This window comes from Kribbella sp. NPDC050124 (genome assembly GCF_044460355.1).
In the GTDB taxonomy this organism is placed as follows: Bacteria; Actinomycetota; Actinomycetes; order Propionibacteriales; family Kribbellaceae; genus Kribbella.
This window is the reverse complement of record NZ_JBITJU010000001.1, coordinates 1260718-1272908: the sequence shown is the minus strand read 5'-3', so window position 1 is coordinate 1272908 and position 12191 is coordinate 1260718. Positions and strand designations below refer to the sequence as shown.

The 12191-nt window shown below is 69.2% G+C and carries 10 protein-coding genes; 3 read left to right on the top strand and 7 right to left on the bottom strand.

All coding sequences use genetic code 11. From position 1 onward, the window contains the following. Positions 1-8: 8 nt before the first annotated feature. The 6 genes from ACIBL3_RS06385 to ACIBL3_RS06360 all read right to left on the bottom strand — a co-directional run bounded on the left by ACIBL3_RS06385 (position 9) and on the right by ACIBL3_RS06360 (position 7089). Positions 9-590 (bottom strand): hypothetical protein, encoded by a 582-nt coding sequence (locus tag ACIBL3_RS06385; RefSeq protein ID WP_396352148.1) that lies wholly within the window; start codon positions 588-590, stop codon positions 9-11. 336 nt (positions 591-926) lie between these two features. Continuing rightward, a complete protein-coding gene (locus ACIBL3_RS06380; RefSeq protein ID WP_396352147.1) occupies positions 927-1982 on the bottom strand; it encodes a DUF4190 domain-containing protein in 1056 nt (351 codons plus the stop codon). A 61-nt stretch (positions 1983-2043) separates the two neighbouring features. Beyond that, positions 2044-2709: a DUF4190 domain-containing protein gene (locus ACIBL3_RS06375; protein ID WP_396352145.1), complete on the bottom strand. Its 666-nt coding sequence runs from the start codon at positions 2707-2709 to the stop codon at positions 2044-2046. A gap of 106 nt (positions 2710-2815) precedes the next feature. Further along, positions 2816-3985, bottom strand: coding sequence for a DNA polymerase III subunit delta' (locus ACIBL3_RS06370; protein ID WP_396352144.1), 1170 nt, complete (start codon positions 3983-3985; stop codon positions 2816-2818). Beyond that, a complete protein-coding gene (gene tmk / locus ACIBL3_RS06365; protein ID WP_396352143.1) occupies positions 3982-5946 on the bottom strand; it encodes a dTMP kinase in 1965 nt (654 codons plus the stop codon). The genes ACIBL3_RS06370 and tmk overlap by 4 nt, the downstream gene beginning before the upstream one ends. Positions 5947-5976: 30 nt before the next feature. After that, on the bottom strand, positions 5977-7089 hold the full coding sequence (locus tag ACIBL3_RS06360; protein WP_396352142.1) for a pyridoxal phosphate-dependent aminotransferase: 1113 nt from the start codon (positions 7087-7089) through the stop codon (positions 5977-5979). Positions 7090-7152: 63 nt separating this feature from the next. Here ACIBL3_RS06360 and ACIBL3_RS06355 point away from each other — a divergent pair, with 63 nt between their 5' ends. Genes ACIBL3_RS06355 through ACIBL3_RS06345 form a run of 3 tightly spaced genes read left to right on the top strand, consistent with a single transcriptional unit; the run spans position 7153 to position 9299 of the window. Beyond that, positions 7153-8577: a PLP-dependent aminotransferase family protein gene (locus tag ACIBL3_RS06355; RefSeq protein ID WP_396352141.1), complete on the top strand. Its 1425-nt coding sequence runs from the start codon at positions 7153-7155 to the stop codon at positions 8575-8577. 42 nt (positions 8578-8619) lie between these two features. Continuing rightward, positions 8620-8895 (top strand): type II toxin-antitoxin system prevent-host-death family antitoxin, encoded by a 276-nt coding sequence (locus ACIBL3_RS06350; RefSeq protein WP_396352139.1) that lies wholly within the window; start codon positions 8620-8622, stop codon positions 8893-8895. Continuing rightward, the gene (locus tag ACIBL3_RS06345; protein WP_396352138.1) at positions 8892-9299 is read left to right on the top strand and encodes a type II toxin-antitoxin system VapC family toxin; all 408 of its coding nucleotides are present in this window, start codon (positions 8892-8894) and stop codon (positions 9297-9299) included. Before ACIBL3_RS06350 ends, ACIBL3_RS06345 begins: the two co-directional genes overlap by 4 nt. A gap of 54 nt (positions 9300-9353) precedes the next feature. Here ACIBL3_RS06345 and ACIBL3_RS06340 read toward each other — a convergent pair whose 3' ends face one another. Then, on the bottom strand, positions 9354-12131 hold the full coding sequence (locus tag ACIBL3_RS06340) for a glycoside hydrolase family 2 TIM barrel-domain containing protein (RefSeq protein WP_396352136.1): 2778 nt from the start codon (positions 12129-12131) through the stop codon (positions 9354-9356). Positions 12132-12191: the final 60 nt, after the last annotated feature.

Sequence of the window (12191 nt, the reverse complement as noted above, 5' to 3'; positions counted from 1 at the left end):
GATTCGGCTCAAAGAAGGATCTCCAGCGTCTGACGGATTGATGTGACGACCCTAGGGAATGCCTTGGCCAGTCGTAGGAGCTCCGACGGCTGTCCGCCCACGCGCAGCCAGCGTTTGAGTGCCTCGTAGGCAAGGTCCGAGCCGTCGATGTGCCGAAGCCGGAAGGCATCGATGATGCTGCGTTCGGCAGAGTAGATGCCGATGGTTCGGCCTGCACCGATGTCGAGGGTTGTACGGCCAATGGTGAAGGTAGCTGGATCAAAGTTTCGCCAGCTGACCGGCGTGGTCGTAGCCGGCGTCCATGAGCCGCGCGGGATCGCGATATCGATCTCGGCGGGGATGTCATCGATTAGGTCGTGGCGGGCCAGCGCAGACCGCAGGCAGAGAGTCGCCTGCGGCGACTTGGCCGCGATCTCGATCAAGCTGTCGTCGCCCAGCCAATCGTTCTTGCGGTACAGCCCGCGCGACAGTGCGGTGATCCGCTCATGCGTAATGAGGTTGCGGAGTTGCCGCTCACTGATCCGGTCGATGGCCTCGGAGTAGCGGAAGGTCTCGGGCAGCTCGCCGAGCAGCTCGTCGATCGTCGGCACCTCGCCTCCTTCCGTCGGAAACCCTCTACACAAACATGCCTAGTGTAGAGGATATCCTACGCGGCATACCTGGTTCGCCAGCGCCGGGACGGGAGACGGCTAGGCAGTCGTCGGCACCACAACACCTTCCGTCGGAAATCCTCTACATCAGGGTCGCTAGTGTAGAGGATTTCCGACGCCCCAATATCCGGTTCGCCAGCCGAGGCGACTCAGTTGCTGGATCCACGCGGGCCAGGGGTCGCTTAAGGACGGGCGGTAGCCCGCAGGAAGGTGGGTGGGAGCGCGCGGAGCGGGGCGACGGAGGAGCCGGCGCGTAGTGCGCGTGGGGCAGGAGGCTCAGCGTTTGGTGCCTTTGATGCTTCCGGTTAGTTGGTCGAAGTCGGGGCCGTAGGCGGCGCAGACGACCAGGCGGTCTTCGGAGTTCCAGAGTTGGCGGGTGGGGGTCCAGTAGTCCCACTCGAGCTCGGTGGTTTTGACGGTGGAGCCGACGTACTTGGCGAACTCTGTGGTGCAGGCCTGCTCGCCGGCCCTGTCGACCTCGCGGTCGCCGGGGTACGGGCCGTCGGGGAGGGTGACGCCGGCGATGATCTCGGCGTCGTGCAGGTCGGCGCACGGGCGGCGGACGACCTCGTCCTCCTCGTCGGCCTCGTCGAAGCACTCGCCGACGGCCAGGTCGTCGATGAACGTGGTGGGCGTCGAGTACGTCGAACTGGGCTCGGGGGCGCCGTAGTAGTCATCGTCGCTGGTGGCACCGAACACGCCGAGCACCACGATCAGCAGGAGGTACAGCAGCCAGCCGATGGTGGTCAGGCCGCCGAGCACGAGGCCGGCGATCGCCATGCCCTTGCCGTCGCCCCCACGCTTCTTGATCTGGACCAGCGCCGCGATGCCGAGGCCGACCGCGACCGGTGCGGCGATGGGGACGCAGAAGCCGCCGATCCCGGTCGCCAGCGAGCCGATCGCCATCCCGTTGTTGCCGCCCCCGGACCCCGGATACCCGTACCCGTACGGCGTCGGAAACGCCCCCACCGGTGGATACCCAGCCTGCGCGTACGGCGGCTGCCCGTACGGCGAAGCACCCTGCTGCCCGTACTGCGCCCCACCCGACTGCTGCCCGTACGGCGACCCAGCCGCAGGCTGTCCGTACGGCGACTGCCCCGTCGTCTGCCCCGGAGCCGCCCACTGCGTCGCCCCAGACTGCCCCGGCGACTGCTGCCCCGCCGGCTGCTGCCCTGCCGACAGCTGGCCAGACGACCCCTGCCCATACGGCGACTGCCCCGGCGGACCAGACTGCCCCGGCTGACCGTACGACGGCTGCCCCGACGGCCCACCCGGCTGCTGCCCCGGCTGCTGTTCCCCAGGCCGTCCGTACGTCGGGAACGACCTCGGCACGTCTTGAGGCCGGCCCGGCTCCGGTCCGTACGGTGGTTGACTCACGTTTCCCCCGCTGGTGCTACCGCTGCGACCCGCGCATGCTACCCGTCAAATGGGTCCCCGGCATGCCGACCAGGCAGAGGACGTTGCCGTCAGCAACTGCGCGCTCACCCAGCACGACGTAGTACATGTCCAACTCCGACCGCTCGTACGGCTTGCCGACGAACGCGCTGAAGGCAGTCGCACACTGTTGGGTGGCGACCGTGCCCTTGTCCTCCGCCGACAGCCCGGCCAGGTTGGCCCGGACCTTCGCGTATGCCTCGCCGGTGTGGGCGACCGCACAGTCGGCGATCCGCACGACCCGCAGGGTCTCCGCCTCCAGGTCCGCGTCGAAGCACTGCTGTACGGCGACCTGCGAGATGGCGACCGTCCGTCCGATCCCCGCCCGGCGTTCGCCGATCAGGTTCAGGGCGACCGCGACTGCGATGGCGATCGTCCAGGCCAGGCTGATCGCCAGGGCGCCGTACGCGAGCCGCTTGCCCCGGCTGCTGGTCCGCTTGATCCGGCGCAACGCGATCGCGGCCAGCACCACGGCGATCGGCACCAGCCCGGGCAGGCTCGTCACCAGCGCGGCCACGGCGTAGCGGTCCTGGCGCTGCTGCGCGGGAGTCGGTACACCCGCGAGCCAGGACTCGGCCGGCGGCAAGGATGGCCGGGCAGGCTGGATCGGGGGCGGTTGTGTCATGCAGTTCCGTTTCGGGCAGGGCGCCGAGCGGTCTGCCCGGACACCGCAGACATCGGACCGGCCGGTCTCGGTGTTACAGCCGCTGCCCGCTAACCGGACGCAGGTGTCACCCTTCGAACAGCGCGATCGTCATCGCCTCGAGAGCCAGCAAGGGTGCGACGTTGGTCTCGATCGCCTCTCGGCAGGCGGCCAGGGCGTCGATCCTTCGAATCGTCTGCTCTGGGGTGGTTCGGGCCGCATATTGCTCGATGTTCGAGCGAAGCTCGGCGTTGATCAATTCGGCGCCGGCGCGGGTCTGAACCATCAGAACGTCGCGGTACAAGGCCATCAGGTCAACCAGTGACCGGTCGAGCACGTCGCGTTCCCACCGCTTCGCCCGAGCCTTCTGCTGGTCCTCGAGCTCCTTCAACGCGGCGTTCGCCTCGCGCGGCTTGGCGCCCTTCGTGCCGACTCCGAGTGCCTGCTCGAGCGCAGCGCGTTCCTTCTCGTCGACCTTCTCGGCGCTGGCCTTCGCCTCGGCCTTCGCGGCCTCGACCAGCTGCTGCGCGGCCTTCAAGCAGGCGCCGAGGTCGCGCAGCGCGAACGGGACCTCCAGCACGTTCGTCCGCCGGGCCCGCACCTCCTCGTCGCGCGCCAACGCCCGCGCCCGTCCGATGTGGCCTTGCGCGGCGCGCGCGGCGAACCCGGCCAGCTCGGGATCGACCCCCAGCTTGCCGATCAGCATGTTCGCCACCGCGTCCACCGGCGGCGTGCGCAGCACCAGCAGCCGGCAGCGCGACCGGATCGTCGGTACGACGTCCTCGACGGTCGGCGCACACAGCACCCAGACCGTCCGCGGCGCCGGCTCCTCGATGCTCTTCAGCAGCGCGTCGGCGGCCTGCTCGGTCAGCCGGTCCGCGTCCTCGACGACCATGACCTGCCAGCGGCCCTGGGTCGGGCTCATCGCGGCCCGGCGGATCAGCTCGCGGATCTCGCTGACCCGGATCGACAGCAGCTCGGTGCGGATCAGCGACACGTCCGGGTGCGCGCCGGTCAGCGCCGTACGGCACTCGTTGCACTCGCCGCATCCCCGGTTCTCGCATTGCAGCGCGGCCGCGAACTCACGGCCCGCGTTCGACCGCCCCGACCCGGGCGGCCCGGTGATCAGCCACGCATGCGTCATCCCCGCTACCGCAGCCCCGGTCTCACCCCGCATGCCCGCTTCCGCACCGGCCACAGCCTTCTGCAGTACGGCGACCGCCGGCTCCTGGCCGACCAGGTCGTCCCACACGGTCATAGATCCACCTTGGGGAGCATTGGTTGGAGACGGGCGCGGATTTGGGCGGCGATCTGTTCGCGGCCTTGGGAGGCGTCGACGACCAGGTAGTGCTGGGGCTCGGCCGCGGCTAGCTCGAGGAACGCGTTGCGCACCCGGAGGTGGAAGTCGTGCGACTGGGCCTCGATCCGGTCCCGCTCGGTGAATCGGTCGAGCCCGCTCTTCGGCGGCAGGTCGAGCAGGATGGTCAAGTTCGGCCGGAGGTCGTCGGTCGCCCAGCGGTTGACCCGCTCGACATCGGTGAGGTCCAGATCCCGCCCGGATCCTTGGTAGGCCAGGGCGGAGTCGACGTACCGGTCGGTGATGACGACGGCGCCTGCCTTCAAGGCGGGCTTGATCACCGAGTCCACATGTTCGGCCTTGTCGGCGGCGTACAGCAGCGCCTCGGCGCGATGCGAGATGTCACCGGTGGCCGGGTCGAGGACGATCTGCCGCAGCGTCTTGCCGAGGTCGGTCGCACCCGGCTCGCGGGTGAGCAGCACCTGCTGGCCCTGCTCTTTCAGCCACTCGACCAGCAACGCGGACTGAGTCGACTTGCCGGCGCCCTCGCCGCCTTCCATCGCGATGAACAGGCCGGTGGTCGGGTAGACGCCGGGGGTCTTGCCGAAGCTCCGCCGTACGTCGCGCCAGAACGGGACACCCGGCCGGTCGTCCATCTGCCGCCAGGCGATCAGCCCGATCACGCCGGCCAGGATCGCCGCGATCAGCATCGTCAGCGCGGCGCCGTTGTACGTCCACGACCGTCCGCCGATCGACCAGGTACGGCGGCCGATCGCGCCGGCGGCGAACGGGGCGATGGCCAGGGTGACCGCGAGGACCGTCCGGACCGCGGACTGGACGAAGGCGAAGGTCCGGCCGCGAACCGCGTCCGGCACCTCGAGACCGAGCAGCGTGTAGCCGGAAACCCAGGAGGCGCCGGCGCAGAAGCCGAGCAGGATCGCGATCATGGTGGCGATCTCGATCTGCTGGATCAGCGCCAGCCCGGCCAGGCAGATGCCGGAGCCGACCAGCCCGGCCGCGAACAACCGCCGCCGGGACAGGCCGGAGAACAACCGCGGCGCGAACCCCATGCCGAGCGCCAGACCGCCGAACACCGCGCCGAACAGGACGCCGTACCCGGGGTCGCCGGCGTGGAGATCCTCGACGTACGTGCGGCCGAGGCCGATCACGACCGCGCCGGCCGCGAACGCGCCGGAGATACCGACCACGAGACCGCGGACGACCGGCGTCCCGGTGACGTAGGACCAGCCCTCGACCATCGTCCGCCAGAGCGTCGGGTGTGTCTCGTGCTCGTGGATGGCGCGGCCGATCTCGGCCACCGACAAGATCGCCAGCGCGGACACCACGAACGTGGCCGCGTTGACGTAGACGGCCAGGTCGATGGAGACCTCGCCGAGCCCGCGGGTGGCCAGGGTGATCGCGGTGAAGATGACGGCGGCCGGAAGCGCGCTGCCGTAGGTGGTGATCAGGCTGAGCTGGTTGGCCGCCTCGAGGCGGTGCCGGGGCACCAGGTTCGGCACGCTGGCGTCCTTGGCCGGGCCCCAGATCAGGCTGACGATCTCGATCAGCACGGTCGCGACCAGCAGCCAGGTGAGGGTGCCGACGATCGGGATACTGACGAAGAAGGCGGCCCGGATCAGGTCGCCGACGATCATCGTCCAGCGCCGGTCCAGCCGGTCCGCGACCCAGCCCGCGACCGGGCCCATCACCAGCGCGGGCAGCACCCGGAGGAACAGCACGCCGCCGATGGCGAAGTTCGCCGCCTGGTAGTCGTCACCGGCGAACGACTTCGCCATCGCGGTCAGTGCCAGCAGGCCGATCCAGTCCCCCAGGCTGGACAGCCCGAACGCCACCCAGAGCCGCCGGAACGCCCGGATCCGCAGCACCGCGCGCACGTCATGCGCCGGTGCTGGATCAGTCATCGGGTCATAAACCTCCGGCACACCCAAAGACTAGTCGGAGGCATCGACAGCCTTGCGCAGCGCGGTCGCCAAGGCGTCCAGACCGGCCTTCAGCTCGACCAGCGGCAGGAATCCGAACCCGAGCCGGAAGACCCGCGACTCGTCCCCGAACCAGTCACCGTCGGCCAGCCGGACACTCAGCTCGGCCGTGGCCTCGCGGAACCGGTCGACGGACACGGCCGATTTCAGCCGGATGCAGCACAGCGCGCCGGCGTCAGGCCGGACCCACTCGACCAGCTCGTGGTTCGCGCGGATCCACTCATCCGTCGTGGCCAACGAGTCCGCCAGCCAGCGACGCCGTACCTCGAGGATCTCGTCCTCCTGCTCGAACAGCTGTACTGCGAGCGCCTCGGTGACCGGCGATCCCGACACGACGGTGTTGAACTTCGCGGTCACCACCTGGTCGACGAGCTCGGCGTCAGTGCTGATCAGCCAGCCGACGCGCAGGGCGGCCGCGCCGTGGCACTTCGACAGCGAGGAGACGACCACCACCTTGGGTCCCAGGTGTACGGCGGTCCCCACGATCGGATCGTCGCCGTACGCCGCGGTGCGGTAGGTCTCGTCGATCATCAGGTAGGCATCCGGGCAGATCTCGCTCATGACGGCCACGATCTGCTGCAGCGTCTCGCGCGAAACCTCAACGCCTGAAGGGTTCTGCGGCGTCGCGAGACTGACCAGCTTGGTCTCGGGCGTGAGGTGGGCGCGAACGTGCTCCACGGTCAGTTGGTAGCCGTCGTCGAAGGACAACGGGATCACGCGGACGTCCGCACCCACGGACTCGTAGCAGTTGCGGGCCAAGGGGAACAGCGGCTCGGTCGTGACGACCTGACCGCCGCCGTCCGCGACCAGGTAGGCGAGCAGGAAGATCGCATGCATCCCGCCCACGGTGGTGACGACCTGGTCGGGACGTACGCCGTGGCGCTCGGCGAGCGCGGTCCGCAGCCGCGGGTCGCCGTACGCGGTGCCGTAGCTGAGGTCGAGGTCGCCGAGCTCCGGGGTCAGCAGGTCCGCAAGCCGCAGGTCCGGGCCGTAGCTCTCGCCGAGGTCGTAGGTGGGCTTCACTTCGGTCAGGGACGCGATGTCGTTGCGAAGAAAGGTGGCCATACCGCCATCGTCCGAGCCCAGGTCTGGCCACCCCAGAGCCAATCCGGCAGAATTGGTTCGCGAATGAGACCAATCGAGGTATGTGACCGTCTGGGCCGCTGGTCGTCCGGCCGCGGGCCGCTGTACGTGCTGCTCGCCGCCCGGATGCGCCGGCTGATCGACGACGGCGAGCTTCCGCCGGGCGCGTTGCTGCCGCCGGACCGCGCGCTGGCGGCTGCGCTGGCAGTCGGCCGTACGACGGTGGTCGCGGCGTACGAACTGCTGCGCTCGGAGGGCCGGATCACCCGGCGTCAGGGCAGCGGGACGCGGGTGGCGGGCAGCCAGTCGCCGGCGACGATCGAGGATGCGACGGTCGACCCGATCTTCCTCGACTCACTGGAGGCGCGGGACGACGACGTACTGCTGGCCATCTGTGCCGCGCCTGGCGATCCGCCTCCGCAGTTGGCCGAGGCGTACGAGCGCGTCCTGCCGGCGTTGCGGGAGATCAGCGGAGACATCGGGTACTACCCGTACGGTCACCCGGTCCTGCGGGAGGCCATCGCGGAGCGCTACGGCGATCGCGGCGTACCGACCTCACCGGACCAGATCATGGTGACGAACGGCGGCCAGCAGGCGCTGTCGTTGTTGGCGCATGCGCTGGTCTCGCCCGGGGATCAGGTGCTGGTGGAGGCGCCGACGTACCCGGGTGCGTTGGAGGCGTTCCGCGAGGAGGCCGCCGTACTGCGAGGGCTGCCGGTCGGACTGGCGGGGTTCGAGGCGGCGGTGCGGGAGCGGCGTCCGGGGTTGGTTTATGTGATCCCGACGTACCAGAACCCGACCGGGTCGGTGTTGTCGCCGCTGGTCCGGGAGCGGTTGGCGCGGGCTGCTGCGGCGGCCGACGTACCGCTGATCGAGGACGAGGTGCCGGCGGATCTCGGCTTCCCGGGTACGACGCCGCCGGCGCCGATGGCGGCGTACAGCGAGACCGTGATCTCGATCGGGTCGCTCAGCAAGAGCGTCTGGGGTGGACTGCGGATCGGCTGGATCCGCGCAGCCGCGCCAATCGTCAACCGCCTCGCCCGCCTCCGCGCCGTCCACGACCTAGGCGGCAACGTCCCCGCCCAACTAGCCGCCGCCCACCTGGTAGCTCAACTGGACACCCTCGGCCTGGCCGAGGAGCTCAAGCACCGCCACGACCACCTCCGGACCCTCCTGGCCGAACACCTCCCGACCTGGCAGATCCCCACTATCCAGGGCGGCCAGTGCCTGTGGGCCAGACTGCCGCACGGCGACGGCAACTCCTTCGCCCAAACCACCCTCCGCCACGGCCTGGCCATCCTCCCCGGCTCCGGCCTCGACGTCACCGGCGCCAGCGACCCCTACGTCCGCCTCCACTTCCGAGCCCACCCGACCGAACTAACCGAAGCAGTAACCCGCCTAACCACCGCCTGGCATGCCTACAACCCACCGGCCGACCGAGTACACCCTCGGCCGGCCATCGCAATCTGAATCGGCTAGCGGGTGTAGAACATGACGTTCTACACTGGGGTCATGGAAAGCATCCCGGTGCGTGAACTCAACCAGCACACCAGCGCGGTGCTGGCGCGCGTGGCCGGCGGCGAGTCCCTCGAGATCACCGTCAGCGGCCGCCCCGCGGCGCTGCTGATTCCTGTCGACGACAACTCCCGTGGCATCGCCGACCTGGTCCGCCGCGGTCGGCTGATTCCGGCCACCGACCCAGCTCCGCCGGCGCTACCCCCGGGCGATCTGGATCTCTCGATCGACTCGGCGGAGGTCATCTCGGATCTCCGGGAGGAACGGCTGTGATCTACCTCGACTCCGCCGCGATCGTGAAGTTGATTCGGCGGGAGAAGGAGACCGAGGCACTCCACGAGTGGCTCACAGCAAACGAAGACAAGACGCTTGTGGCCTCAGCTCTGGTACTCACGGAGGTTCCACGCGCCTTGCGGCGGACAGACCCTGGCCGGCTGGCTGCCGTGCCAACGGTGCTCGCAAAGCTCAACCGGGTTCCAATGGACGACACGGTGCTCGCAACGGCCGCGGCGTACCAGGACCCGATGCTGCGGACCCTTGATGCCATCCATCTGGCAAGCGCACAGACCTTGGTGCTGGAGGGTCTTCCTCTGACTGCGTTGGTGACTTACGACAAGCGGTTGTTGGCGGCGGCGGCCGATGCAGGCCTCGCTATTGCCGCACCTGGCGCTGAATAGCGCGACACGCCTTGCCCTCCAAGAGGTGGGCAAGGCGTGTCGAGGAACTCCAGATCAGCTGGTGGTGAAGCGCACCGTCAAGGTTGCTGGGGCGGTTTTCAGTTTGTCGCGGTCGGGGAGTTGGGGGCCGCAGGCGGCTGTGCCTACGCCGGTTTGGGCGATGTCGAGGGTTACGTGGGTGGTGTTGCCGGGGACCAGGTCGGCGGTGTGGGTGGCGGATTCGAGGGCTTGGGTGGTCCAGTCGCGGACGGTCAGGCCGAAGAGGGTGCCCACCGCCTCGATGCGGAGGTTGTCGAGGGTGGCCCAGCGGGTGTCGATGCGGTGGCCGTTCTCCTGGGGGCGGACGTACGGCGTCTGCAGTTCGGCGACCGTGGCCGAGTACTTGCCGACCGCGGCAGCCTCGCGCGTGTCGACGTACGCCTCGTTCGGGCCGGTGCCGAACCATTCGACCCGCTCGACCTTCGGCAGCTCGAAGGTGATGCCGAGTCGCGGCAGCACCTCCGGGAACTGGCCCTCGGGTACGACGTTCAGGTCCAACACGACCCCACCGTCGACCGCGGTCCAGCGCCAGGTGCTGACGAGACCCCACTGGAGCTGCGGCGGTGCCGTACGGGTGACGACCTCCCAGGCGCCGTCGCGCTCGCCCTGCGAGACGATCCGGTGCTGCACGCGGTGCAGACCCTCCTCGCGCCAGGCGTTCGCGACCCCGGGGATGGCGTCGTTGTCGATCGGCGCACGCCAGACGTCGAGCCGCACGTTCTGCACGCCGGCAACGCTGATCCCGCCCACGCCGGCAACACCGTCAGCCGGCACACCACCGGTGACCGGCTCCACCGAGACAGGCTCGTCGACCCGAATCTGACCCCACGCGATCCGGTGGCCGGCCTCGGCCCACGGAGTCGCAGAAGTCAGCGAAGCGATGACGGTCACCCAGGTCTCGGGCTTAGAACCGTCAACCGCCGGCAGCTCCACCGTGGCGGTCGCACCGGGGGCGATCGCCGGCACTGACAGCTCACCGGCGTCGACCTGCGTGCCCTCGACCTCGACGACGTACGTGAAGGTCAGATGGCTGGTGTCGAGCACCTCGTAGCGGTTGGTGACCGACACCCCACCGTTGCCGTCCGCAACGATCCGGAGCGGCTCGATCACCTTCACGTACTCGAGCATGCCGGGTGACGGCGTCCGGTCCGGGAACAGCAGGCCGTCGCAGACGAAGTTGCTGTCGTGGATGGTCTCGCCGAAGTCGCCGCCGTACGCGTAGACCTCGCGGCCGTCGATGGTGGTGCGGATGCCGTGGTCGATCCACTCCCAGATGAAACCGCCCTGGCAGCGCGGGTACTTGTCGAACACCTCGCGGTAGTCGAGCAGCCCACCCGGTCCGTTGCCCATCGCGTGGCCGTACTCGCACAGGATGAACGGCAGGTTCCGGTACAGCTCAGGGTCCGCGCCGATCTCCGCGCAGCCGGCCGGGTCGGTGTACATCCGGGAGTAGATGTCGACCCACTCGGCCTCGGTGTCGCGCTCGTAGTGCACCGGGCGCGACGGGTCGAGCTCCTTGGCCAGGTCGTACATGGCCTTCAGGTTGTCGCCCATCCCGCACTCGTTGCCGAGCGACCAGATGATGATCGCGGGGTGGTTCTTGTCGCGGTGCACGGTGCGCTCGATCCGGGACACCAGGTCGTCGCGGAACCGCGGGTCCATCACCGGGTTCGGCAGCTTCGGCGGCTCCGGCTCGTACCCGAACCCGTGCGTCTCCAGGTCACACTCGTCGATCACGTACAGGCCGTACTCGTCGCACAGCGACAGGAAGTGCGGGTGCGGCGGGTAGTGGCTGGTCCGGACCGCGTTGATCCCGGCGCGCTTCATCAGCAGTACGTCGTCCAGCATGTCCTGCTCGGTGAGCGCCCGGCCGCGGTCGGGGTGGAACTCGTGCCGGTTGACCCCGTTGAACAGCACCCGGTTCCCGTTGACGGTCAGCACACCGTCGGCGATCGCGACCGTCCGGAAGCCGATCCGCAGCCGCACGTCACCACCGTCGGTCCGGACCACACCGTCGTACAGCCGCGGACTCTCGGCCGACCACGGCTCGACGGCCGCCGTGACCTCGGCACCGGTCGCGAACTCGAGGTTCAACTCAGGTACGACGACCGTCCCGGCGACGTCGGAGTCGACCTTCAGCGTGCCGGTCCCGTCGGCGTACGACGCGTGCACGAAGACGTCGGTCGGGGCGGTCGGCTTCAGCGCGAGCAGGTTGACCTCGCGGAAGATCCCGGACAGCCACCACATGTCCTGGTCCTCGACGTAGCTGCCGGCCGACCACTGGTGCACCCGGACCGCGATCCGGGCCTCCCTGCCGGGGGCAACCACGTCGGTCAGGTCGAACTCGGACGGCAGCCGGGAGCCGGACGACCAGCCGACCAGCTCGCCGTTCACGTGCAGCGCGAACCGGGAGTCGACGCCCTCGAACCGCAGCACCACCCGCGAGCCGGCCCAGTCCGCCGGGACCGTCACGGTCCGGACGTAGTCGCCGGTCGGGTTGTCGGTCGGCACGAACGGCGGCTCGAGCGGGAACGGGTAGACGACGTTCGTGTACGCCGGGGCGCCGTACCCGCTGAGCTGCCAGTGACCCGGGACCGCGATGGTGTCCCACCCGGTGGTGTCCGGGTCCTTCAGGTCGTCGGGGGCGTCGGCCACGCTCGGGGAGAGCCGGAAGCTCCACTCGCCGGTCAGCGGGAGCTTGGCCGAGTCGTCGTCGAGCCAGGCACGCGGGGGAAGCACGTTGGCGCCGGGAGCAAAGTCCTCGACATAACTGTGGTCATGGGTCACAGGCATCGAGCCTAAGCCCAAGTTGTTCACGAATCCACACCGATCAACAGATATGGACAGGAAGGT

Bases quoted from the DNA above. Each gene is read 5' to 3' on its own strand.
- ACIBL3_RS06375 (WP_396352145.1), bottom strand. From the start codon at position 2,709: ATGACACAACCGCCCCCGATCCAGCCTGCCCGGCCATCCTTGCCGCCG.
- ACIBL3_RS06370 (WP_396352144.1), bottom strand. From the start codon at position 3,985: ATGACCGTGTGGGACGACCTGGTCGGCCAGGAGCCGGCGGTCGCCGTA.
- tmk (WP_396352143.1), bottom strand. From the start codon at position 5,946: ATGACTGATCCAGCACCGGCGCATGACGTGCGCGCGGTGCTGCGGATC.
- ACIBL3_RS06360 (WP_396352142.1), bottom strand. From the start codon at position 7,089: ATGGCCACCTTTCTTCGCAACGACATCGCGTCCCTGACCGAAGTGAAG.
- ACIBL3_RS06355 (WP_396352141.1), top strand. From the start codon at position 7,153: ATGAGACCAATCGAGGTATGTGACCGTCTGGGCCGCTGGTCGTCCGGC.
- ACIBL3_RS06350 (WP_396352139.1), top strand. From the start codon at position 8,620: ATGGAAAGCATCCCGGTGCGTGAACTCAACCAGCACACCAGCGCGGTG.
- ACIBL3_RS06340 (WP_396352136.1), bottom strand. From the start codon at position 12,131: ATGCCTGTGACCCATGACCACAGTTATGTCGAGGACTTTGCTCCCGGC.